At 52.5% G+C, this 23545-nt stretch carries 26 protein-coding genes; 10 read left to right on the top strand and 16 right to left on the bottom strand.

All coding sequences use genetic code 11. The features are described from left to right. Positions 1 to 99 precede the first annotated feature (99 nt). Positions 100 to 858, bottom strand: a complete 759-nt coding sequence (locus ACNQ6O_RS07315; protein WP_418052588.1) for a DeoR/GlpR family transcriptional regulator — start codon at positions 856 to 858, stop codon at positions 100 to 102. A gap of 213 nt (positions 859 to 1071) precedes the next feature. Between ACNQ6O_RS07315 and glpK the strand changes: the two genes are divergently transcribed. The 8 genes from glpK (at position 1072) to ACNQ6O_RS07275 (ending at position 9118) form a co-directional block, all read left to right on the top strand. Continuing rightward, complete coding sequence (gene glpK, locus ACNQ6O_RS07310) at positions 1072 to 2544, top strand: glycerol kinase GlpK (protein ID WP_418052587.1); 1473 nt, start codon at positions 1072 to 1074, stop codon at positions 2542 to 2544. Positions 2545 to 2654: 110 nt separating this feature from the next. Beyond that, the gene (locus ACNQ6O_RS07305; protein ID WP_418052586.1) at positions 2655 to 3749 is read left to right on the top strand and encodes an ABC transporter ATP-binding protein; all 1095 of its coding nucleotides are present in this window, start codon (positions 2655 to 2657) and stop codon (positions 3747 to 3749) included. Then, complete coding sequence (locus ACNQ6O_RS07300) at positions 3749 to 4849, top strand: ABC transporter ATP-binding protein (RefSeq protein ID WP_418052585.1); 1101 nt, start codon at positions 3749 to 3751, stop codon at positions 4847 to 4849. Before ACNQ6O_RS07305 ends, ACNQ6O_RS07300 begins: the two co-directional genes overlap by 1 nt. Beyond that, the gene (locus ACNQ6O_RS07295) at positions 4849 to 5715 is read left to right on the top strand and encodes a carbohydrate ABC transporter permease (RefSeq protein WP_418052584.1); all 867 of its coding nucleotides are present in this window, start codon (positions 4849 to 4851) and stop codon (positions 5713 to 5715) included. Before ACNQ6O_RS07300 ends, ACNQ6O_RS07295 begins: the two co-directional genes overlap by 1 nt. 10 nt (positions 5716 to 5725) lie before the next feature. Beyond that, complete coding sequence (locus tag ACNQ6O_RS07290) at positions 5726 to 6532, top strand: carbohydrate ABC transporter permease (RefSeq protein WP_418052583.1); 807 nt, start codon at positions 5726 to 5728, stop codon at positions 6530 to 6532. 11 nt (positions 6533 to 6543) lie between these two features. Then, entirely contained in the window at positions 6544 to 6819 is a 276-nt protein-coding gene (locus ACNQ6O_RS07285; RefSeq protein WP_418052582.1) for a DUF2160 domain-containing protein, read from the top strand. A 193-nt stretch (positions 6820 to 7012) separates the two neighbouring features. Next, positions 7013 to 8761, top strand: a complete 1749-nt coding sequence (locus ACNQ6O_RS07280) for an ABC transporter substrate-binding protein (RefSeq protein ID WP_418052581.1) — start codon at positions 7013 to 7015, stop codon at positions 8759 to 8761. Positions 8762 to 8896: 135 nt separating this feature from the next. Further along, positions 8897 to 9118 (top strand): hypothetical protein, encoded by a 222-nt coding sequence (locus ACNQ6O_RS07275; RefSeq protein ID WP_418052580.1) that lies wholly within the window; start codon positions 8897 to 8899, stop codon positions 9116 to 9118. Positions 9119 to 9149: 31 nt separating this feature from the next. Here ACNQ6O_RS07275 and hemH read toward each other — a convergent pair whose 3' ends face one another. The 4 genes from hemH to ACNQ6O_RS07255 form a co-directional block, all read right to left on the bottom strand. Further along, positions 9150 to 10262 (bottom strand): ferrochelatase, encoded by a 1113-nt coding sequence (gene hemH / locus ACNQ6O_RS07270; RefSeq protein WP_418052579.1) that lies wholly within the window; start codon positions 10260 to 10262, stop codon positions 9150 to 9152. 22 nt (positions 10263 to 10284) lie between these two features. Next, complete coding sequence (locus tag ACNQ6O_RS07265; RefSeq protein ID WP_418052578.1) at positions 10285 to 10719, bottom strand: TIGR01244 family sulfur transferase; 435 nt, start codon at positions 10717 to 10719, stop codon at positions 10285 to 10287. Between the two features lie 71 nt (positions 10720 to 10790). Beyond that, positions 10791 to 11225 (bottom strand): DUF6691 family protein, encoded by a 435-nt coding sequence (locus tag ACNQ6O_RS07260; RefSeq protein WP_418052577.1) that lies wholly within the window; start codon positions 11223 to 11225, stop codon positions 10791 to 10793. Positions 11226 to 11229: 4 nt separating this feature from the next. Then, entirely contained in the window at positions 11230 to 11667 is a 438-nt protein-coding gene (locus ACNQ6O_RS07255; RefSeq protein ID WP_418052576.1) for a YeeE/YedE family protein, read from the bottom strand. A 353-nt stretch (positions 11668 to 12020) separates the two neighbouring features. Between ACNQ6O_RS07255 and ACNQ6O_RS07250 the strand changes: the two genes are divergently transcribed. Next, entirely contained in the window at positions 12021 to 12443 is a 423-nt protein-coding gene (locus ACNQ6O_RS07250) for a phasin family protein (protein ID WP_418052575.1), read from the top strand. 10 nt (positions 12444 to 12453) lie between these two features. Here the strand turns inward: ACNQ6O_RS07250 and ACNQ6O_RS07245 are convergent, their stop codons facing one another. The 10 genes from ACNQ6O_RS07245 to ACNQ6O_RS07200 form a co-directional block, all read right to left on the bottom strand. After that, positions 12454 to 13083: a TetR/AcrR family transcriptional regulator gene (locus ACNQ6O_RS07245; protein ID WP_418052574.1), complete on the bottom strand. Its 630-nt coding sequence runs from the start codon at positions 13081 to 13083 to the stop codon at positions 12454 to 12456. Between the two features lie 18 nt (positions 13084 to 13101). Further along, positions 13102 to 13914, bottom strand: coding sequence for an exodeoxyribonuclease III (xthA, locus tag ACNQ6O_RS07240; RefSeq protein WP_418052573.1), 813 nt, complete (start codon positions 13912 to 13914; stop codon positions 13102 to 13104). A gap of 87 nt (positions 13915 to 14001) precedes the next feature. Then, the gene (locus ACNQ6O_RS07235) at positions 14002 to 14562 is read right to left on the bottom strand and encodes a hypothetical protein (protein ID WP_418052572.1); all 561 of its coding nucleotides are present in this window, start codon (positions 14560 to 14562) and stop codon (positions 14002 to 14004) included. Positions 14563 to 14741: 179 nt separating this feature from the next. Next, positions 14742 to 15269 carry a DUF2878 domain-containing protein gene (locus tag ACNQ6O_RS07230; protein ID WP_418052571.1) on the bottom strand — a complete coding sequence of 176 codons (528 nt, stop codon included), beginning with the start codon at positions 15267 to 15269 and terminating at the stop codon, positions 14742 to 14744. Beyond that, the gene (locus ACNQ6O_RS07225; RefSeq protein ID WP_418052570.1) at positions 15266 to 16540 is read right to left on the bottom strand and encodes a class I SAM-dependent methyltransferase; all 1275 of its coding nucleotides are present in this window, start codon (positions 16538 to 16540) and stop codon (positions 15266 to 15268) included. Before ACNQ6O_RS07225 ends, ACNQ6O_RS07230 begins: the two co-directional genes overlap by 4 nt. Continuing rightward, complete coding sequence (locus tag ACNQ6O_RS07220) at positions 16528 to 17427, bottom strand: DUF1365 domain-containing protein (protein WP_418052569.1); 900 nt, start codon at positions 17425 to 17427, stop codon at positions 16528 to 16530. Before ACNQ6O_RS07220 ends, ACNQ6O_RS07225 begins: the two co-directional genes overlap by 13 nt. A 2-nt stretch (positions 17428 to 17429) precedes the next feature. Next, a complete protein-coding gene (locus ACNQ6O_RS07215) occupies positions 17430 to 18695 on the bottom strand; it encodes an NAD(P)/FAD-dependent oxidoreductase (RefSeq protein ID WP_418052568.1) in 1266 nt (421 codons plus the stop codon). A 26-nt stretch (positions 18696 to 18721) separates the two neighbouring features. After that, complete coding sequence (locus ACNQ6O_RS07210; RefSeq protein ID WP_418052567.1) at positions 18722 to 19510, bottom strand: SDR family NAD(P)-dependent oxidoreductase; 789 nt, start codon at positions 19508 to 19510, stop codon at positions 18722 to 18724. Beyond that, a complete protein-coding gene (locus tag ACNQ6O_RS07205; RefSeq protein WP_418052566.1) occupies positions 19507 to 19983 on the bottom strand; it encodes a nuclear transport factor 2 family protein in 477 nt (158 codons plus the stop codon). Before ACNQ6O_RS07205 ends, ACNQ6O_RS07210 begins: the two co-directional genes overlap by 4 nt. After that, the gene (locus tag ACNQ6O_RS07200; RefSeq protein ID WP_418052565.1) at positions 19980 to 20936 is read right to left on the bottom strand and encodes an acyl-CoA desaturase; all 957 of its coding nucleotides are present in this window, start codon (positions 20934 to 20936) and stop codon (positions 19980 to 19982) included. Before ACNQ6O_RS07200 ends, ACNQ6O_RS07205 begins: the two co-directional genes overlap by 4 nt. Before the next feature lie 8 nt (positions 20937 to 20944). On the opposite strand from ACNQ6O_RS07200, the gene ACNQ6O_RS07195 reads away from it, so the two are divergent. Beyond that, positions 20945 to 21961 carry an NAD(P)/FAD-dependent oxidoreductase gene (locus ACNQ6O_RS07195; protein ID WP_418052564.1) on the top strand — a complete coding sequence of 339 codons (1017 nt, stop codon included), beginning with the start codon at positions 20945 to 20947 and terminating at the stop codon, positions 21959 to 21961. Positions 21962 to 21976: 15 nt separating this feature from the next. Here ACNQ6O_RS07195 and ACNQ6O_RS07190 read toward each other — a convergent pair whose 3' ends face one another. Beyond that, positions 21977 to 23458: an HD domain-containing protein gene (locus ACNQ6O_RS07190; RefSeq protein WP_418052563.1), complete on the bottom strand. Its 1482-nt coding sequence runs from the start codon at positions 23456 to 23458 to the stop codon at positions 21977 to 21979. Positions 23459 to 23545: the final 87 nt, after the last annotated feature.

The raw sequence follows: 23545 nt of genomic DNA, 5'->3' as shown, positions 1-23545 counted from the left end.
TATTATGCGAAAGCTCAAGATTTTCGTAAAGGAAAATATGAAAATAAACGAATATACGAGAAAGTAAAATGTTCGGAGAGGAAAAAAGTGGAGGGCGCGTCAGACCAAATGCAGGATTACGCTGTTCTCTTTGAGCATCTTAGCGATCGCCTCGGGCGGTTTTTGGTCTGTGAACACATGATCCGCTTGTGTGATGCTGCCTAAGCGCACCATTGCGTTTCGGCCAAATTTGGAGTGATCTGCTGCCAGTAAGGTTTGGCTGGAATTAGCTATGATCGCCTGAGCAACCCGCACCTCACGGTAATCGAAATCCAGAAGCGATCCGTCGTTGTGAATGCCGCTGATCCCGATAATTCCGAAATCCATTTTGAATTGGTTGATAAAGTCGCGGGTTGCCTCGCCCACAATGCCGCCGTCACGACTCCTCACTTCACCGCCGGCGATAATGACGTGAAAGTCCTCTTTAGCCGAGAGAATAGAGGCTACATGCAAGTTGTTGGTCACGATCTGTAAGTTGTTTTTTACGAGAAGGGCTTTAGCGATGGTTTCGGTGGTGGTGCCAATATTAATGAATATCGAAGAGTTGTCCGGGATGAGCTTAACCATGGCCTCGGCAATGCGTTCTTTGGCTTCCAGGTCCATAATCTTGCGTGCCTGATAGGCGGTGTTCACCGTACTGGAGTCGATACCCGCTCCGCCGTGGTGCCGTCGTACTTTCTTATGTTTGGCCAGCTCGTTTAAGTCCCGGCGAATGGTCTGTGGCGTTACCTGAAACTGCTCAACCAGCTGTTCAGTGGTCACAAAACCATTTTCATGAATCAGCTCGAGAATGAGTTCCTGTCGGTGCCGCTGCGCCATGCGATTTCCTCTGCGAGTGCGTATTCTTGTTCGAATGTGTGTATAACTGAAAATAGAACGAAAGTTTAGTTGTTTTGCCTGTTATATGCAGCCACTCCAGCCAGTTGTGTGCTGCAAAATTGCGTCAAATAAGGAAAGTTCGGGAAAAATTCTTGGTATTTATGTTCAAAAAAGTAAAAATACGAACAAAAATGAAGGTGAGGCCGACAACGCATGAGTCAGTACCTACTGTCCATTGACCAGGGAACCACCAGTTCCCGCGCTATCCTCTTTGATCTGAGTGGCAATATTCATGCTGTTCGACAAGAGGAATTCCCGCAGCATTTTCCCGAGAGCGGCTGGGTAGAGCACGATCCGGAAGATCTCTGGTCAACGGTGAAACGCACGTGCGACGCCGTTATGACTGAAGAGTTTGGTCCAGACGACGAAGTGCTCGCGGTTGGTATCACGAATCAGCGTGAAACAACCATTATATGGGACCGAAAAACGGGAGAGCCTGTATACAACGCCATTGTCTGGCAAGACAGGCGCACGGCCGAGTATTGTAAATCGTTGAAGCTAGGCAGCCACGAACCTTGGGTGCACGGTAAAACTGGCCTCTTGATTGACCCTTATTTTTCCGCCACAAAGATCCGGTGGGTGCTTGAGAATGTGGCGGGTGTTAGGGAACGCGCGGAACGCGGTGAGTTGGCTTTCGGAACCGTTGATACCTTCATACTGTGGCGGCTTACTAATGGCCGGGTGCATCGCACGGATGCCACCAATGCAAGCCGCACATTGCTATTTAATATCCATACCCAGCAGTGGGACGAAGATCTCTTGGAGATGTTCGGTATTCCAGCGTCGCTGTTGCCTGAGGTCATGGATTCATCCGATGACTTTGGTGAGATCACCAACGGTGGTGCGCTCAACGGCACACCCGTGTATGGCGTTGCCGGAGATCAACAAGCTGCCTTGTTCGGGCAAACCTGCTTTGAGGTGGGCATGGCCAAAAGCACCTACGGTACTGGCTGCTTTTTGATGCTTAACACGGGTGATAAAGCACTTCGTTCGGAGCACCGTTTGCTCACCACGGTTGCCTATCGACTAAATGGAAAAACCACCTATGCTTTGGAAGGCAGCATCTTTATCGCCGGAGCTGCGATTCAGTGGCTTCGGGATGGGCTTCAACTAATTAACGACGCCTGCGATACCGAACCATTGGCACAGGATACTCCCGTTGATCACGGAGTTTATCTGGTTCCTGCGTTTACAGGCTTGGGGGCGCCATACTGGGACCCTAACGCACGGGGTGCCATCTTTGGTTTAACACGGGATACAGGAATCAAAGAAATTGTAACGGCTGGCCTGCAGTCCGTGTGCTACCAAACCAAAGACTTGCAGAAGGCCATGGAGAAAGACGGTATTCGTCCAACAACTCTTAGGGTCGATGGTGGAATGGTGGCGAACAACTGGGTGCTGCAATTCTTGGCGGATATTCTTGGAGCAACCGTTGACCGACCTTCACTGGTAGAAACCACAGCTCTGGGCGTTGCCTATTTGGCGGGTCTTAAAGCTGGCGTCTATAAGTCACAGGATGAGCTTTCAGATTTGTGGCGTTGTGATCGCCGCTTTGAACCGATTATGACCAAAGAGCATCGAGATCGACTATACGATGGCTGGATTAATGCGGTGCAAAAGCTTTAGTTCGAAAGGGCTTAACCGCCGTAAGCTATTGTTCTGATTAAATTAGTGTTGAATGACAGGGCGCAATCATTGCGCCCGACACGTATTCACAAGAACAGCAAGGAAGATACATGTCCTTAACGCTCGAGAACCTTTCCCGAAAAGTCGACGGTGTCGATTACATTCGGAATGCCAACCTTACGTTTGAGGCAGGCTCTTTCAACGTGTTATTAGGCCGGACGCTGGCGGGGAAAACCTCGCTAATGAGGCTGATGGCAGGGCTCGATAAACCGACTGAAGGCCGCTTGATCTACAACGGCGAAGATGTGACCGGGCAAAGCGTTCAGCGTCGTAATATTTCGATGATTTATCAGCAGTTCATCAATTATCCGAATCTTTCTGTGTACGAGAACATCGCATCGCCGTTGCGCCTAGCGAAAATGCCAGAATCGGAAATCGACCGCCGTGTTAAAGAAACAGCGTCGATGCTGCAGATTGAACCGCTGTTGAAGCGCTTCCCTCTTGAGCTATCCGGCGGCCAGCAACAGCGCACAGCCATGGCGCGCGCGTTGGTTAAAGATGCCACGTTGGTACTGTTCGATGAGCCCTTGGTTAACCTCGACTATAAACTTCGCGAGGAACTCAGGGCTGAGCTGCGAGATTTGTTTCGTGAACGCCAGTGTATTGCCGTGTACGCAACGACAGAGGCGAATGAAGCCCTAGCGTTGGGCGGTACAACCACGATTCTGCACGAAGGTAATGTTGTGCAAAGTGGGCCAGTGATGGAAGTGTATCGCAAACCGGTGAATACACTTGCGGCTCAGTTGTTTAGCGAGCCGCCAATGAACCTGGTTCGTGGGCGTGTTTCAGATACTGAAATCACGTTTGACGAAGACACCCGCCACGCGCTGACTCATGAACTAGCCAAGCTGACGCCTGGCGATTATTGGTTTGGAATTCGTCCTAGCCATATCGCTTTGGCTCCTACCAGTGATGACGATATAGAACTGGCGATGGAAGTGGCTTTGAGTGAAATCAGCGGCTCTGAAACCTTCATGCATGTTGAAAACAGTCACTTTGAAATGGTCACCCAATTGATGGGGGTGCACCAACACCACACAGGGGCTTCCATTAAGGTTTATCTGCCGATCAATAAACTGTTCGTTTTTGATGCCAACGAACAGTTGGTGCACACGCCATCGCAGGTTTCGGGGAGGGGAGTGTAATGGCCGAAATTCAACTGAAGTCACTGGCACACAGCTACAGCAAGTCGCCCGCAGGACCCGAAGATTATGCGATTCGTCAGCTCGACCACGTTTGGCACAAAGGTGGCGCCTACGCTCTGCTGGGGCCTTCCGGGTGTGGTAAGAGCACGATGCTCAACATCATCTCTGGACTGGTTCAGCCATCTGAAGGTGAGGTTTTGTTTGACGGAAAGCGAGTAAACACTCTGTCACCACGGGACCGAAACATTGCTCAGGTTTTCCAGTTTCCCGTCATTTACGACTCGATGACGGTATACGAAAACCTGGCGTTTCCGCTGAAGAACAATAAAGTTCCGGCGGCGCGCATCAAGGAGCGGGTACAAGAGATCGCCGAAGTTCTGGAGATTGAAGACAAGCTGCATAAGAAAGCCAAGAACCTGACCGCTGACGAAAAGCAAAAAGTGTCTATGGGGCGGGGGCTGGTGCGTGAAGATGTGTCCGCCATTTTGTTCGACGAACCGTTGACAGTGATCGACCCCCAGCTCAAGTGGAAGTTGCGGCGCAAGCTCAAGCAAATCCACGAACAATTTGATATCACCATGGTTTACGTGACCCACGATCAATTGGAAGCGTCGACCTTTGCCGACAAGATAGCCGTGATGTATGACGGTCAGATTGTTCAGTTTGGTACCCCGACCGAGCTTTTCGAACAGCCGAATCACACCTTCGTTGGCTACTTTATCGGTAGTCCCGGAATGAACCTCATTGAGGTCGAGCGCTGTACTGGAGGCGTTCGTTTTGGATCAACCGAGGTGGCTTTACAGTCTTGGCAGAATGAGCATTTAAGTCGCCTTGAATCCGTCAATGTGAAGATCGGAATCCGCCCTGAATTCATTGAGTTAGCTGGTAATCCTTCAGAGAGTTCTTATGAGGTTGAGGTTTTGGATATGGAAGACCTCGGTACTTATAAGATTGTTGACGTGCGACTCGATAACCAGAATCTAAAAGTTCGAGTTAATGAGGACTTCGAGACAGAGGTTGGCAGTCTCGTTTACCTTGCGTTGCCGCCCCAGTGGACGATGTTGTATGTCGATGAATTCCTGATACAGGAGCAACCGTGATGGATAAGATTCCAAATAATCGTGCTTGGTGGCTGGTACTACCGGTATTTTTGTTGGTGGCGTTTTCGGCGCTCATTCCACTGATGACTGTAGTCAACTATTCGGTACAGGACATCTTCGGGCCGGGACAATCGTTTTTTGTTGGCACGGAATGGTTCAAAGAAGTGTTGACCGACGAACGTTTGCAAGACTCCTTGCTACGACAGTTTCTGTTTTCAGGGGCCGTGCTGTTGATCCAGATTCCTTTGGGGATCGGCGTTGCGTTGACGATGCCGAAGTCCGGCATTAAGGGTTCCCTGTGCTTAATCTTGGTCGCCATACCGCTACTGATTCCCTGGAACGTGGTAGGCACGATCTGGCAGATTTTTGCCCGCGGTGACATTGGTTTGTTTGGTTGGGGTATTAACCAATTAGGCGTTGATTATAACTATACCGGTAGCACCGTAGACGCTTGGCTAACTGTTTTGTTGATGGATGTCTGGCACTGGACGCCCCTGGTAGCCTTGCTTTGCTACTCAGGCCTGCGCGCGATTCCGGAAGCCTTTTACCAAGCAGCAGAAATAGACCGCGCTTCCAAGTGGGCGGTTTTTCGTTACATCCAGCTCCCACGGCTCAAAAGTGTGCTGATTATTGCTGTCCTGTTGCGCTTTATGGACAGCTTCATGATTTATACAGAGCCGTTTGTTTTGACCGGTGGCGGCCCAGGTAGTTCGACAACCTTTCTGAGCCAAACCTTGACGACCATGGCGATAGGGCAGTTTGATCTTGGCCGTGCAGCGGCATTCTCTTTGATCTATTTCCTGATCGTTTTGCTGATTTCATGGTTGTTCTTTACCGCCATCACTCACGCCGACAAAGAAAACTAAGGAGAGTGTGATGAAACAAGCTCGCTCGAAAAATGTCGCGATTACTATTTTTATTGTCCTGTTACTGGCTCCCGTCTATTGGTTGTTGAACATGTCGTTCAAAACCAATCAGGAAATTCTCGGGGGGCTGACCATGTGGCCCAAGAATTTCACTCTTGATAATTATATGGTGATTTTCACGGACCCAAGTTGGTACAACGGCTACCTGAATTCCATGGCCTACGTGACTATCAACGTCATCATAACGTTGCTGGTAGCGTTACCCGCAGCTTATGCCTTCAGCCGGTATAAATTCTTGGGCGACAAGCATCTATTTTTCTGGCTGCTAAGTAACCGCATGGCACCACCGGCGGTGTTCTTGCTGCCGTTCTTCCAGCTGTATTCGTCGATCGGCCTATTCGATACCCACATAGCGGTTGCGTTGGCGCATTGCTTGTTTAACGTGCCTTTGGCGGTGTGGATTCTTGAAGGGTTCATGAAGGGGGTTCCTCGTGAATACGACGAAATGGCCTACATCGATGGGTACAGCTTTCCGCGCTTTTTTGTGAAAGTGTTCCTGCCGATGATCCGCTCTGGTATCGGTGTGACCGCATTTTTCGCCTTCATGTTCTCTTGGGTCGAACTGCTACTGGCAAGAACGCTTACCTCCGTAGATGCTCAGCCTATTGGGGCAATCATGACACGTACCATTGGTGCCAGCGGTATCGATTGGGGTGTTCTTGCTGCAGCCGGCGTGCTGACCATTATTCCCGGCTTGCTTGTAATTTGGTTTGTTCGTAACCACGTCGCTAAGGGCTTCGCTCTCGGACGCGTATAAGGAGAATACCTATGATTGCGTGGATGAACTGGACTCCCAGTGTTGTCATTTTCTTTTCCGTCATTGCCGCCATCCTGGCCGTTATGACCGTTTTCGAAATAGTTTCACCCTGTACAGAGCGTAAGGGGTTTCTGCCCATCGAAACGACTCGGGGTGATCGGCTTTTTATCGGCTTGTTGTCGGCGGCCTATATACACCTTACCTTCTTGGCAGTTAGTGACATCAGTTTGTGGGTTGCGCTTGGAGTTTCTGTGCTCTGGCTGATGATATTGCTGCGCTGGGGGTGAGCAAGGCTCTGCGTTGTTTGGTGATATTTGTAAATAGTTCGTTCGCGAACTAGTTTGAAAGCAGTGTTTGAAAACGTTCATTAGACGATTACTGAACACAACGCTTACCGAATGGAATTCGATAAGCGTTTGTGAAGTAAAAAGAAGGGTGTTGCTTAGTCTCGCTCTACTAAATTAAAAAATGAGGTCGGATATGTTCGAAAATAAAAAACATCCCAAGGCCCTTATACTCAGCGCGGCTATTGCAGCAGCCGGTATGGGGCTTAGCCTGCAGGCCTATGCGGATCAATATTCAGATGCAGCTGAAAAGTGGGTGACTGAGTCGTTTAAGAAATCGACCCTCACCAAAGAGCAACAGCTGGAAGAGATGGCTTGGTTCACCCAGGCTGCGAAAGATTTCCGTGGAATGGAAATCAACGTGGTGTCAGAAACCATCGCGACCCACGAGTACGAATCTAACGTTTTAGCCAAGGCGTTTTCTGAAATCACCGGTATCAAGCTCAACCACACGTTGATTCAGGAAGGCGATGTAATCGAGAAGCTGCAGACTCAAATGCAGTCCGGCCGGAATATCTACGACGGTTATGTAAACGACTCCGACTTGATCGGCACCCACGTTCGCTACGGCAAGGTAGTGGCGGTGGAAGACATCATGAAAGGGGCAGGTAAAGACCTGACGTTACCGACTCTGGATCTGGATGATTTTATCGGCTTGGATTTCACCACGGGTCCGGATGGCAAACTGTATCAACTGCCAACTCAACAGTTCGCTAACCTTTACTGGTTCCGTGCGGATTGGTTTGAGCGGGAAGACCTGAAGAAGCAGTTTAAAGATCGTTACGGGTACGAGTTGGGCGTGCCGATTAACTGGTCTGCGTATGAAGATATTGCCGAGTTCTTTACCGTCCACGTGAAGGAGATCGACGGCAAAAAAGTATACGGCCACATGGATTACGGCAAAAAAGACCCGTCTCTAGGTTGGCGCTTTACCGATGCCTGGTTCTCTATGGCCGGTGCTGGCGACAAGGGGCTTCCTAACGGGCTGCCTGTAGACGAGTGGGGCATTCGAGTTGAAGGGTGCCACCCGGTCGGTTCGAACGTGTCGCGCGGTGGTGCCACCAACGGCCCAGCAGCGGTCTATGCGACCACCAAATACGTGGATTGGATGGAGAAATACGCGCCACCTGAAGCTACGGGCATGACCTTCTCTGAATCCGGCCCTGTTCCGGCTCAGGGTAACATTGCTCAACAGGTGTTCTGGTATACCGCTTTTACGGCCAGCATGATCGAAGAAGGCTTGCCGGTGGTGAATGAAGACGGCACGCCTAAATGGCGGATGGCGCCTTCACCTCGTGGGCCATACTGGGAAGAGGGTATGAAGCTGGGTTATCAGGACGTTGGTTCCTGGACCTTCCTAGACTCAACACCCGAGAAGCGTCGTTTGGCGGCGTGGTTGTACGCACAGTTTACGGTTTCCAAGACCGTTTCTTTGGAAAAAACCATCGCTGGCCTGACGCCCATTCGTGACTCCGACATCAACTCGGACTACATGACAGAGATGGCCCCGAAACTCGGTGGACTGGTTGAGTTCTATCGTAGCCCGGCACGTGTCCAGTGGACACCGACCGGCACTAACGTTCCAGACTACCCAAAACTGGCGCAACTCTGGTGGCAGTACATTGCTCAGGCGGCCAGTGGCGAAGCAACGCCGCAGGAAGCGCTGAACGGTCTGGCTGATGCGCAAGATCGTGTGATGGAGCGTTTGGAACGGGCCAATGTTATGCCTAACTGTGGTCCGAAGCTGAACAAGCCTCGCGATCCTCAGTACTGGTTGGACCAGCCCGGCGCACCTAAGCCGAAGCTGGCGAACGAAAAAGTACCAGGTAAGACAGTGCCTTATCAGGAACTGCTGAAAACTTGGGAAGACGCTCGTAAAAGCTAACCTCTGAAAGAATCTACCCGCCGTCTTTGAATACGGCGGGTAGATTCTCCTCTCTTCAAGCCCGGTCCGTCTATCCTCGTATTGTCTTCGCTTCGCGGTTTTACCACTATAAGGTGAACTGAACGGAGGTGCTCCATGACGCACGGTGACAAAATTTCTGAGCAGGACAAGCGCAAAGATCGTCGTTTTTCGGTATCAGCCAATCGTGGCAATGCGAGCCACCGTATTCGCTATGTCGAATCGGGTGGTGCGGCCATTGATACTGAGGAGTGCACGTTTTGTCAGGCCTTGCCCGACGCAGAGCGCAAAGGGGAAGTCGCGAAGACTGAAGTCGCCAAGAGCCACCACCCTGATTAGATTATGAGTGGTGACGCTCGGCCTGAAGTTCTTAGATGTCGTTTCGGCCAGGGAAGGTGGCCTTTTTCCGCTCTTCTGCCAGTTTCGCTCGAGCTTCCAGTTGCTCGCCATCATTGGTGGGCACGGTCCAGCCTTTAATGTTTTCTTCAACAAGCTGCACAAGCGCATCGATGTGGCCCGGTGTGGCATTCAAGCAGGGGATGTAAGCAAACTTTTCACCGCCGGCTTCCATAAAGTACTCTCGGTTTTCCTCATCGATTTCCTCAACGGTTTCCAAGCAATCGGAAGAAAAGCCCGGACAGAACACGTCTATGGACTTTACGCCAGTCTCGGGCAGTGACTTCAGCGTTTCATCGGTATAGGGCTTAAGCCACTCTTCGCGGCCAAAGCGTGACTGGAAGGTGGTGAAGTATTCGTCACTCTTAAGCCCCAGTCGTTCCGCCAGCAGGCGAGATGTTTTATGGCACTCGCAGTGATACGGATCCCCCTTCAGAAGATACTTAAGCGGTATCCCGTGATAAGAAAGAATCAGCTTTTGCTTGCGCCCGTGTTCCGCCCAGTGTGCCTCGATATGCTGAGCCATTGCTTCGATATAGGCTGGGAAGTCGTGATAGTGGGACACGAAGCGGAAGTCGGGAAGCCAACGGCGCCCCTTAAAGTCTTTGGAAATCGCGTCAAAGGTTGAAGCCGAAGTCGATGCAGAATATTGCGGGTACAGGGGGAGCACCAGAAGTTTGTTCACGCCCTGTTGTTGCATCTCATCCAATACACGGGGAATGGATGGATTGCCGTAGCGCATGGCGAATCCAACCACGACATTGCTTCCGTATCGCGCTTGTAAGGCTTCTCTAATGCCCTCGGCTTGCTTGGCGGTGTGCACCAGTAGCGGAGACCCCTCGGGAGACCATACGCCTGCATAAGCCTTTGCACTGCGCCTGGGGCGAATGCGCAGGATAACGCCGTGCAGTATCAGCCACCAAAGTGGGCGTGGTACCTCCACCACGCGCGGGTCCCATAAAAACTCAGCCAGATACTTTCTTAACGCTGATGGGGTAGGGGCGTCGGGTGTGCCCAAGTTGGTGACAAGAACGCCCAGGCGTTCGGCCTGGTTATGGCTGAAATTTTCAGTCCCTTGGTATGGCATTGAAACTTTCCGGTTGTGGGAGTTAGCTTTGGTGGTTCTGTTGCTGCATGTGCATACGGCCAATCAGCCCGGTGAGATCATAGCCGGCTTGATACGCTTTTGAGAGCAGGTCTTGTGGGTTCTGCTCTCGCGCAGCGCTCAGTGCCCACAAAACGGCGCTGCGGGTGCCAGACCGGCAAAACGCCAAGGCTGGTTTTTCCGCCGCCTTAAACATGGGGGCGAATGCATCGACATCCTCATCGGTAATATGGCCGGACGCAACAGGCAGATAGACCCACTTTAACCCATGTTCCTCGGCACTTTCTTTGATGTCAGTCATTGGGGGTTGCCCATATTCTTCGCCATCGGGCCGATTTGCGATCAGTGTCTTGAAGCCAAGGCGGGCAAGCTCGGCGATATCTTCGATGGCAATTTGGGGGGCAACAGAGATGGTGTCGTCAATTTTTCTGATATCCACTGGGCTTCTCCGGAGGTTGGCTGAGCCGGGCTCGTAAGAAGCCCGGCACGGATATGAGCGCAATAGTTAGATTAACGTTCGGTAGATTGCGCGCGTTTCCGTTCGATAAGTTCAAAGAGCATCATACCTGCCACCATGGACACGACAAAGACTATCCCTTTAATTTCACCCGCGCCAACGGCAACCAATGCCGGCCCCGGGCAGAATCCGGCAACACCCCAGCCCACACCAAACATCAAACTGCCGCCGACTAGACGCTTATCAATCTTTGTGTTGGTTGGAAGCTTCATACTAAAACCGAGCAGCGATAAGGTGCGCTTCTTAGCGACCGTGAAGGCAAACAAGCCGACGAGAATTGCACCACCCATAACGAGCGCGAGCGAAGGATCCCAAAGGCCGGCAAGGTCCAGAAATCCGAGAACTTTAGCCGGGTTAGCCAAACCTGAAATGATGAGGCCCAAACCGAAGATCAAGCCGGCAATCAGAGAGGTAAGGTTGTATTTCATGAGATCAGGCTCCGATCAGGTGACGAATGACATAAACAGTAATAAAGCCCGTTGCCATGAAGCTCAGGGTGGCTACCAGCGAGCGAGGCGAGAGCCTTGATAGCCCGCACACACCGTGGCCACTGGTGCAGCCAGAGCCGTAGCGGGTGCCGACACCCACTAATAGGCCCGCAATGATAATGGCCGGGAAGCCTGCGTTGATCTCAATTTCCGGTAGCTCGGCAAACAGCAACCAAACGATGGGGGCTCCGATCAAACCGCCGAGAAAGGCGGTGCGCCAGATGATATCGTTGCGCACCGGTGTCAGCAGTCCACCAAGAATGCCGCTAATGCCAGCAATTCGGCCGTTCAACAGAAGGAAGCTAGCCGCAGCAAGGCCAATCAGAATGCCGCCCGCCAATGCGCTGACGGGGGTAAAATCACTCCAAGCAATGTTTATCATGGGTAAATTCCCGAAAAAGTGTGTGTTTGGAATAAGCATATAATAACAGGAAATAAGGCCAAAAAAAGCCCGGCATGGGAGGCCGGGCAGAGGCGTGCGAGTAGTATCCATGAAAGACTTCCAGACAAACCGGCATCAACGGGGACACCGGTATCGAGAAGTATTGACCATATTTCGTACAACTCAAGCTTTGCACCGTTTCCTTTGAAAACATTTCTTCATATGCCAACGTTCTTTATATTGCAGCCTTTCGTGATGCGGGCTCTAGGGGAGTTTGCCACAAGCACTGCAATCAAATGGTGGCTGTAATATAATGCCTAATTAATCCTATTGCCCGTATTCAAGAGGTACTCATGTCTGAGCACGATGATCAAACCCCCGAGACTGATCCGCAGCTTCCTGGAAAGATCAAGGACTCTGCCCGTCAGATCTGGTTGGCTGGGCTGGGTGCCTACACTAAAGCAGAGGAAGACGCCGGCAAATTCTTTGAGCGCCTGGTTCAGGAAGGTGAGCAGCTTGAATCCAAAACTCGCGGTGTTGTAGGCAAGCAAATTCGCACCGTTGAAGACCGGGTTGGTGAAGTACGCGAGCGAGCAACCGGCACGTGGGACAAGCTTGAGCATATGTTTGATCAGCGTGTTTCCGGAGCCTTACGCCGACTAGGGATTCATCGCAAGGAAGACATTCAGGCTCTGGAGAGTCGAATCGAGTATCTGGAAGGTGAGCTGGCCAAGCTCAGCGGAAAAGGGCCTAGCGTCAGCGATGAAGAAGAGTAAGTTTTGACGATTAGAGGTACGTTGCGCTAATCAGCCTGACCTCCTCTTTTTCGTCATCGGTAAGATAGGGCAGTATCAGGTGCAATACCTGATACACCCCTTTACCGGGATCGACGAACTCACGATCATCCAGATGCGACAGCGTGTCGAAACTGCTCCAGTAACAAACGGTCAGTGTTAGCTGTTGGCACAGGGCATCGAGCTCTGTCGATTCTATTTCCATCAACCCCTGCCGCTTGAAGCTCGTGCACAGAGACTGAAAAGCTAACGTTTTTTTCTTCAATATCCGTCGAAAGCGCACCTGTAGGCGGTCATACCGTGATAGCACGTTCACCAGATCCTGATACATGAAGCGATAGCGGGCAACCGCCTCGAACAGGAGGTGCAGAAAGAAGCTGAATTGGTCCAGCGGCACCTCCGCATCTTCCGGCACCGCGAGCAGGTCCAGCATCTCAGCCTCAAAGCTCTTAAATAACTCCTCAACAATGTCGCCTTTACTCTTGAAATGGTAGTAAAGATTGCCCGGACTAATTTCCAGCTCGTCGGAGATCAGCAGCGTGGTGACGTTCGGTTCGCCGTGGCTATTGAACAGCTGCAAGCTGGTGTTGAGTATCCTATCCTTGGTTTTTATTTTCTTCATAACGAATCTATCGGCCTGTCAGAGTTCGAAGCTCGCCCAAACCGGGCAATGGTCAGAAGGGCGTTCCATGCCACGGATGTCATAGCTCACTCCGGCGTCCTTGGCTTTGGGCAACAAGCTGTCACTGGCCATGATTAAGTCGATACGCAGGCCCCGCTTGGGCTCGCGTTCGAATCCTTTGCTCCGGTAGTCAAACCAGCTGAAGGTATCGGATTCGTTCGGGTTCAAATGGCGGAACACGTCGGTGAATCCGCGAGCTTCAACTTGGCTCAGCCACTCCCGCTCTTCGGGTAGGAAGCTGCACTTGCCGGAGCGTAGCCAGCGTTTGGCGTTATCCGGACCGATACCAATGTCACTGTCGGTCGGCGAGATGTTCATGTCGCCCATCAGTACGACGTGACCGGGGCGCTTGTTCTGTTCATCCAGCAGGTCCATAAGGTCTGCGTAGAACTTTTGTTTTGCCGGGAACTTGACCGGGTGGTCACGGCTTTCACCTTGCGGGAAGTAGCCATTAATCACCGTGAGCGGTTCGCCGTTTACGGTGAAATGGCCGGTGATCAGACGGCGTTGCGCATCGTCGTCATCGGTCGCGTAGCCTTTTACCACATTATCGGGTGCATGCTTGGAGAGTAGGGCAACGCCGTAATGGGTTTTCTGGCCATGAAAATGCACGTGATAGCCCAGTTCCCGAATAGCTTCCTCGGGGAATTCCTCATCTCTGACCTTGGTTTCCTGAAGTCCGATAAAATCAGGATCGAGCTGTTTAATGACAGCTTCGAGTTGGTGCAAGCGAGTGCGGATACTGTTGACGTTAAATGACACGAACATCATGGTTTTAGAAACTCCGAATCAGTTTGATCCGGAGTTTACCACACCGAAGGGGTATAGCAGGGTGGCCGTATGGCCGCAGGTAGAGCCTCAGAAAGTCAGCTCACAGTCCGGGTATTGGGTGATGCGGTAGTGGATGTTGGCGGTGTAGTTTGTTTCGCTATTGGCGCGGATGTTGGTTAACCCCTGATAATGCGTTAACGCGCCACGCTGGTTGTAGCCCAAGATGATGGGATCGACAAGAAACCGCAGTACCAGACTGGTTGGACGAATCTGTACCACCACATCGGCGTCCATCTTTGCCGCTGGAGCCGGTTCAAGCACGAATCCGTAGTGGTCTCCCCGTGTCGGTGCCAGAAACTGGAAGGAAAGAGATTTACCAGCTGTCACCGCTTGCCAATTGGCCCTGACAAAATGGTCAAATCCGGCATCGACAACCAACTGATCATCGTATCGAACCCTGAAGTTTTTTCGGTCCCCCGACGGAGGCCTCCACGCAATGGCCAACTGATTTTTCTCAGGGTAGGTTATCGTTAAGGACTCTCCAAAATGCGGCTGCCGAAAATCGACGCTGGGCCGGCTAGGGCGTTCATCGTATCGAAGTGTTTTTATCGCAAAACGGCTTTCCGCCGGCCCTTTTCGGTACTCCACGGTGTGTTCGTCGGGCTCGAACCCAGCCTTTGTGCAGGCCCCTGTGATTCGGTGCTGCTCTTGGTAGAGAACATTTTTTGTGTCACCAGATTTGGCCGTCCCGATAAAATCGAACGTGGAGGCTGCGTGCGCCGGCTGCGAGGCTGATAAGAAAACCGCAAGACACGCCAGCCACCGAATCATGACGCCACCTCCACAACCAGATGTTTGCGAATGGTCAGTAATAACGGGAACAAAACGAGCCAGCCGGCTCCGATTGCCAGGAGTGAAACGAAGTGCCCGGGTAGTGTTATCGCGCCCAGCTTGCTGGCGGACCAATAGGCAAACGAGCCGGCAAACGGCGCCAGAACGAATGGGAGCCATTTCCGTTTGGTCATCCAGCTGAGCGAATGGCACAAGGTTGTCATGAACAACGCCCAAATGGCGATGAGCCAAAGTGGCACGGTGTTACTGATGCCTTCAGCGCCTTCGATCCCCAGTACGCCGAGTCGGAACCAAAGTGCATCCAGCAGGCTTCCGAGCAGAATGCCAACAGCGATGAACCGGAGTTCGGCGCCACGCTGAGTACTCACCAACACCATGTGGATGGCTAGAAATAGCGCAGCTAGCCCGGTAGACGCGAGGCCCGGGTAAAGCACACAAACCAGCCAGCCGGTTTGAAAGAGCAAAAAGTTGAGCCCGTTACGGCCCATCTCAGAGGTGATCATGAACAAACAAGACTGGCGCGCTTGTTGGGAGGTTTGGCCATCAATACGTGGGCAACACCAATGGCCCGTTCACTGAAACCTGCTTCGCAGTATGCAAAATAGAATTGCCACAAGCGCTGGAATTCGGTGTCGTAGCCTTGTTTAGACAGCGCGTCACGTTTGGCCATGAAGCGCTCACACCAGTCGCGCAAGGTGCGTGCGTAGTGGAAGCCGAAATCATCAACCTGAGTGAGTACGAGATCTGTACCTCGGCTCATGGCCCCCAAAATACTGCCGAAGGAAGGAATGAAACTGCCAGGGAAAATATAGCGTTGAATGAAATCGACGTTCTTCAGGGCTCGTTCGTAGCGCTGCTCAGGCATGTTGATGGCTTGCACGAGCGCAAGCCCGTCCGGCTTTAACAATGTACTGATCTGACTGAGGTAACTGTCGAGAAATTGCGGCCCGACGGCTTCAATCATTTCAATGGAGACCAGCTTGTCGAACTGGCCGGTCAGGTCTCGATAGTCGTCAAACAACAGAGTGATTTTGTCTTCAAGACCTTCGGATTCCACTCGGGCCCGGGCCAGCTCTAGCTGCTCTTTGGAAATGGTTGTCGTGGTGACATGGCAGCCGTAGTGTTTCGCGGCGTGTATAGCAAATCCGCCCCAACCGGTACCGATTTCCATTACCTTGTCGTCAGGCTGCAAGTTCAGCTTCCGGCAGATAACGTCGAGCTTGTGCACGGCGGCTTCTTCAAGGCTGGATTCTTCGCTCGGATAGATCGCGGAAGAGTACATCATGGTTGGGTCAAGAAACTGGCTAAACAGGTCATTGCCCAAGTCATAGTGAGCGCTGATATTCTTGCGTGAGCCTTCGGGAGTATTACGGTTCAGCCAGTGCAAACCCTTCAGCGCGGGCTTGCTGATCCAGCTGAATTTGTCCTCGAACGCGTTCATGGTGTCCAGGTTGCGGGTGAAAAAACGCAGTAGCGCGACTAGATCGGGCGATCCCCAGTCGCCTGCCACATAAGACTCGGCTGCGCCGACGCTGCCGCCAGTCACCAGGTCTCTCCAGGTGCTGTGATTATGTATAACCAGCTCCGCAGCCGGGTAGCATGGATCGCCATCACCGAATACCCGATCGTCAAAACCCGCTTCGCGAATCCGAAGGGTGCCGTGGCCCAACTGAGACAGCTGATGGCAAACCAATTGCTGTGCAATGCGGCTTATCACTGATGGGCGCCCAGTAACGGTGCCATGCTTTTCAACGGAGGTGTTCAAGTTCTCCATGAGCTTACCCTTCCTATCGATTTTGTATCTGCTTCCGACAACGTCAGCTGCTCGGTAACATCCAGGCCCTGATCTTCTGTGCCTCTGCGGTAAGCCGAATCTTGAGCGTCAAGCTTGTCTGGATGGGTGTAGAAGGGTGCTCCCTTCAATTTCAGTTTCAGGGCGTTCCAGTAAATGCCGGCAACACCTTTGACGGTTTCCAGCGGGAACCGCCGCAAGCTTCTGTTTAGCGTTATACGGTCGAGGGCGGTGCGTTGGATTTCCAGCGTGGCATCAAAATGTTTCCGGTTTTCCTCCTCCACGTTCATGTGGATACGAAGGTCGGGCCCGCGAAAGTTGAACAGCCAATGGTAGTGTTGATCCATGCCGTTGAAAGGAGATACGTGGAAGCGTTTGCTGAAGGCAAAGCGCTCGGTTTGCCAGCGGTTGGGGGTAAAGGCACCGGGTTGTTGGCATTCCATGCAGTAAACGTGTCGTTCTTTCCACGGCGTGTTAGTGATTTGTGCGAGGATGACGCGTGGTACGTCGCCTTTTTCGGGTTGGCGGCCCCGGTCATAACACAGATAAAAGCTTACCGGGTTGAACACGTAGCCTAAGTAGCGCGGGTGGGTGATCAACTGGATAGGGCCATCCGGCAACCAGCCGGTGGCTGATTGCACTCGCTTGCTAACCGCTTGGCGCAAATCCGGTTCGTCAGGGTCAAGGTAATCCTTGCGATACAGACTCAGCCAATTGAAGCGTTCTAATGAAAAATAGGGGCTGATGCTGGTCACACTGCTCCAGTCGTCAAGATCCAGTGCCAGCATGCCAATTTTGTATTGAAACTCGTTTTGTATCGGTAACTTGCGCCGATGTCTTATAGTACCTTCTAACCATTCGCTGGCCATGATCAGAGCTCCACGCCAAACGCTTTGGCCACCCGTAAGGCACTACGAACGCCGTCTTCGTGAAAACCGTTGAACCAATACGCGCCGCAATAGTGTGTGCGGTTCTGGTTACCGATTTCGTGGTAGCGTTCTTGGGCGGCTACCGCATCCAGAGTGAACACCGGGTGGTCGTATTCAAAGCGTTTGATGACTTTTCCCGGAGCAATGTCCTTGCTGCGGTTCAAAGTGACGCAGAAGGTTTCCGGCGCGTCGTCGAAATTCTGCAGAATATTCATGTTGTAAGTAACCGAGACAGGCTGCGTGCTGTGCTCCGGCATCATGTAATTCCAGGCGGCCCACGCCAGAGGGTTAGAGGGCAATACGCTCGCATCGGTGTGAAGCACCACATCATTTTTCTGATAAGAGATAGCGCCCAGAATAGCCCTTTCCTTATCGGAAGGATCACTCAGCATGGCCAGAGTTTGGTCGCTGTGGCAGGCAAGAATGATCTGATCAAACCTGTGGGTTCGGCCGTTGGAGACGAAAGTTACGCCGTTCTCATCGCGCTGTATGTCGGACACAGGGCTGTTTAGATGGGTTTTGTCGCCCAAACGGTCCATCATGCGCGCCACATAGGTGGCGGATCCGCCTGAAATCACGCGCCAGGTAGGTCTGTCATCGACGGATAACATGCCGTGATTGTTAAAGAACTGCAGAAAAAAACGAATTGGAAATTGTTCCAGAGCAATTTCCGGGGCGGACCATATCGCGGCGCCCATTGGCACGATGTAGTTCTTACGAAAATAGCGACTGTAGTGATTTCGATTCAGGTACGCGCCCAGCGTTTCGCCTTCCGGAATCTGTCCGTCAGCCAAGTCGGCCCTCGATTCTTTGTTAAAGCGCAGAATCTCCCGGATCATTTTCAGGAATTTGATGTTAAACAAGTTTCTGCGCTGGGCGAATAACGTGTTCAGGCTGGTACCGTTGTACTGCAACCCGGTGGCGTGGCAATCCACGCTGAAGCTCATGTCGCTGACCTCTGAGGCCACGCCAAGTCGGTCCATCAATTTCATAAAGTTGGGGTAGGTCCAGTCATTAAACACGATAAAGCCCGTGTTTACCGGCCAGGTTTTTCCATCTACGGTGACCTGTTCGGTATTGGTATGGCCTCCGGCGTAATCGGCAGCTTCAAACAATTCAACGTCGTGGTGTTCGCTGAGTAGCCAGGCCGCGGTCAAACCGGACACTCCTGCACCAATCACTGCAATCCGTTGGCGTTCCTGATTCATCTAGTATTTTCCTGTAGCAAATCCATTCAAGCGTGGTTATCAGTGTTTCGGGCCATTGCGGCCGCCAGCCGGTCGATGAGCCCTTGCGGCAGAACGCGCAAAACTTTCAGCGACCAAGTAAATCGTCTTGGAAAGGCTATCTCCCGGTTGCCTTTGGCGAGCCCTTGGTGAATGCGCCTTGCGGCCTCTTCGGCGCTGACCATAAACGGCATAGGGAAGTCATTCCGGTCGGTCAGGGGTGTTTTTACAAACCCGGGGGAGACCACCACTACCTCAATGCCTTCTGCGGCCAGGTCGGCCCGGAGCGAATGGGCAAAGTAGGTGAGGGCAGCTTTAGACGCGCCATAGCCTTCGGCACGACTGAACGGAAACCACCAAGCAGACGAGCTGACAATCACCACTGTCGCCGGTTTCCCTTTCGCACGAGTGGCGCGCAAGGCAGGTAAAGCAATGTCGAGACAGCGTGCCGTGCCGAGCAAATTGGTGGTGATATTGGCTTCAATAATCGAACTGTCGTAGTCAGCCACCTCCAAATATTCGCAAGTGCCCGCATTGAGAAGAACCATATCCAGGTCACCGAAGTGATCCAGCTGCCCTGAAAGCGTGGCCAGTTCGTCCCGGCAGGTGGTATCGGCCACCGCGGTGTGGATCTGCTCGGGCCAATTTTTTGCCAGATCATCCAGCGCTTGCTGGCGTCGGCCGCTAATGACCATTCTGTGCCCGTGGGTAGCCAGCTCCTGCACCAGCGCTGCGCCAATGCCCGATGACGCTCCGGTCAGCCAGATGTTTAACTCAGGCAGCGCGTGTTTGTTCATCCGGCGCGCCTCTTCACCCAGCGTATCGCGCTACCGACCAGCGGGAGGTGCTCGTACAGCAGTTGGCCCGCATCGAAGTAATCCCGGTGCATGCGTACTTTGCCGTCCCGAATGTGCAGGTGGCTGATACCCTCAACAAAAACCGGCTTTCCACCTTGGATGCGCTTATGGCTCAGTTCCATCATCCAAGGAATGCAGCACCCGGGGTGCTGAAAAATGGGTTCGCCAAAACTGAACTGACATCGGATCACGTTCTGATAAGCGCCGGCCATGTATTCAGTCAATGCATCGAGCCCTACAACCTGTCCGAACGGATCGTGGAACTGTATGTCTTCACCGTACACCGCCGCCAACTCACGGAGGTGTCCTTTATCCAATTGGTTGTAGAGGCGACAGAATTTATCCAGAACAATCTGCATGGCTTTTTCTCTGGATCCAACTTCCACAATGTTGTCTGGAGGAGTCGTCTTCATGGCTTTTCTACTCGGTTTTGGTCAGTGGCCAGAGTTTCTTTCATAATGTGCGCCGGAATGGGAGTCAGGTCCCAAATGACGCCCAGCTTCGAAAGTACCCACAGGCCGTACCATGTGATATCAATTTCGTACCAGCGGAATCCCTGGCGAGCCGACTGAGGCCAGCGATGGTGGTTGTTGTGCCAACCTTCACCTAATGTCAGTAACGCCAGCCAGAAATTGTTGCGACTATCGTCACTGGTTTCGAACCGGCGTTTGCCCCAGACATGGGACAGAGAGTTGATGGAAACTGTGGCATGGAACAGGACTACCGTTGAAATGAAGAAGCCCCAGACCAAAAGCTGCAAGCCGTTGGTTTCCAAGCTGGGGGCCCATATGGCCAGCGATTCACCCAAAAGATAGATCAGGACCGCGGCGGCAGCCGGAACAAGCGAGTCAAATCGGTTGATGAACCGCAGTTCCGGAAATTTAAGCCAATCCCGGATGCGGCGTTCGTCCATGACAAATCCGGCATCGCACGTAAACCAGCCAACATGTGACCACCAAAAACCGCCCTGATGGGGTGAATGAAGATCTTCTGGTTGGTCGGAATGCTGGTGATGGTGTCGATGATGAGCCGCCCACCATAACGGCCCGCGTTGAGCGGAGCTGGCACCGACGATGGCAAAAACGAATTGGGCCACGCGGCTGGTTTTGAACGATTTGTGAGAAAAATACCGATGGTAGAACGCCGTGATGGAAAACATTCGAACCAAGAAAAAAATCACCGCAAAACCAACAGCAAAGGCACTGGTACCGGTGTACAGTGCCAGAAAACAAGCTGCGTGGAGCGCTAGAAACGGAAGCACTCTGACGATGTTGAATTGCCGGCATTGGGTATCGAGGTGATCCAATCCGGCTTCAGAGTCGAACCATCTTAGAATGTTTGTAAACAAGTTATTCACTCGGGTCATAAATCGCCATGCTCAATGAAACCTCAGATAACTCATTAATACGCAATATTGCAGTCATCGGATCAGGCTTGGCGGGTTTAACCGCAGCTATTTTTCTTGGCCAATTGGGCCATCGGGTCAGAGTGTTCGAAAAAAGCCGGGGGCCGGGCGGCCGAATGGCATCAAAAAGAGTGGCGGATGGCTCCGTCGATATAGGCGCTCAATATTTTACGGGGCGGAACCCCGAGTTTCTGACGTTTTTGGAAAGGTATGCCGGGCGCGGTTGTTTCGGGCCCTGGAATGCAACGTTTGGATTTCAAAGTGCGGGTGACCGCTGGGAGCCGTTCCCGGAAGAAACTCGCTACGTTGGTATTCCGAGAATGACGGCCATCACTCGGGGATTGTCCGAGCAGGTAGAGCTTACCACGCAGGTTCGAATCGCCCGTTTGCACCGTTCGGGTGATCGATGGCGATTGGTATGCACAGAGGGTAGAGAGCATGGCGAATACGATCAGGTTGTTGTAACGGCGCCTCCGGCGCAAACTCAGGAGCTTTTAGCGGTGAGTGGCTTGAGCACCCTGTTGACCGCAACACAGCCCCCAGGTGGCGGCATTCTTCCTTGCTGGGCTGTAGCGGCCTATTTTAGGGACGCTCCCACCGCCCCATTCGACGCTATGCGGCCAGACTCTGATGTTCTTTATTGGGTGGCAAACAACTCGTCCAAGCCGGGGCGAAACGATGCTGGTGAGTGGTGGGTACTACACGCGACGCCTGAATGGACTGAGGCAAATGTGGATGCCAGCGCAGAAAAGGTTTGCAATGACTTGCTAGCAGAATTTCGACTACTCACAGGGTTCGGCGGAACGGTGGACGATTCCGTTGCGCATCGCTGGCTGTATGCTCGGTCAGCTTCCACGGCACAACCGGGTTATTTGTGGGATCAGAGTGAGGGCGTCGGCATTGCGGGCGACTGGTTGGTTGGCGGGCGCGTAGAAGGTGCTTGGGAGAGCGCCAGCCTGCTGGCTAGGGCCATGCAGACTGGCTAATCCGGTGGGGTGGGACTATTCCGTTAGATCCGGCGCCGCGGCGGAAACTTCCGGCTGCCGATAGAAATGCGTGATAGTGCCGTCCGCGAACTTGGAAAAGAACGCGCTGACGTCGGTAATCTTCCGCAGTGAGCGCTGGCGGGATATCGGATCCCTCGCCAGTACTTTTATGCCGTTGAAGTTGTCTTGGATGTTGGAGAACCGGGCTTTCATGGTGCAGGTCACCACATCGTCCACCGATAAGCCCAGTTCGCCTGCCAGCCATTGGCTGTGATCGTGGATCTCTGGTTTACTCAGGTTTTCCCGGGTATCCAGATGCTTGAGTTTTACCCGGTTAACGATCAGGAACGAGTAACTCTTGGGCTGTTTGCGGGCGACTTTACGGAACGCTTCCCAGAAGAAGCTGTCGGTTAACTCGGCGAAAAAGCTCATATCGCTGAGGCAGGTATCAATCCACTCGAAACACTCTGTATCTTCCAGAACTTCGTTGATGGCCTCCCGCAAAAGCCAGTCGAACCCGAGTGCCGTCTTGTGGCCATACACTTTGCGGTACATCTGATACCGGCTATAGACGAAATCCTCCAGTGCTCCCAAGCCTTTCTGGGTGATCGCCAGTCCCATCCAAGGTTCAGACACATCCCAGCCGAAACGTAAGTTACTAAGAAGGTGGTCCAGGTTGAAGCCGCCAATGGTCACTGAGCTATGGAACCCATCCCGAAGCATGTAGTCGGCCCGGTCAGCATCTATCTCACCTGACACGATAGAAGACAACAGGCCCATCACCAGCGCCGGAACTGCTTGCCCAGAGGTTGTTTCCGCTAACGATTGATCGCCCGCAATAAAGGCCAGGAAGGTATGGGCATGGCGGCAGAAGGTTTCACTCTGTGTTACTTGGGTTGTTTCCATAATGCCGATGATGTCTTCGGCGTGCAGACCAGCGCTTTCAAGATCGACTGAAGAAAGCACCTCGTGCGCCACACGAACCGAGTAGTGCTCGTGTTCGAGTTCTTCGGGTTCATCCGAGTAGTAGCGAGTGTAATCTTCGCCCCGCCAAAGCTCCCGAAAACGATCAGGGCGTGACATCAGTTCTCGAATACGGCGAGCTTGGGTGAACTGATGGGAAAAACTGGAATGACCGCTGTCGTGAAGCAGGCAAGCCAAACGAATGACCTTGGCGAGGTAGTCGATGGCATCCAGTTGGTTCAGGCTTAGCTCCACTTGTTCGCTAAGCTGCCGCTCGCGAAGGTACGCATCGATCATTGCGCGGAACATTCGAGTGCCCACGTGCATCACGCCAATGCTGTGCAGAAAACGGGAGTGCGTTGCGCCGGGGAACACCAGACTTAAGATGTCGTTCTGGCAAATGTTGCGCAAGCGCTGGAACAGAGGGTGGTCAATAACCTGAATCTCGTGCCTGTAAAGCGGAATTCCGCCATGGACAGGGTCCATGATCAGTTTGTCGTAGGCACCCAGAAGGTCGTTGACGGCACGTCGCATGGTTACAAATCCCCCAAAAAGATCAGTATGGCCTTGTTATATCACAAGGTCATGCCAGAATAGACTTTATAACGCCTGTTTTTCTTT

The organism is Marinobacter sp. SBS5, assembly GCF_048285575.1.
Classification (GTDB): Bacteria; Pseudomonadota; Gammaproteobacteria; order Pseudomonadales; family Oleiphilaceae; genus Marinobacter.
Note: the sequence above shows the minus strand (reverse complement) of the source record. Positions and strands in the feature narration are given on the sequence as shown.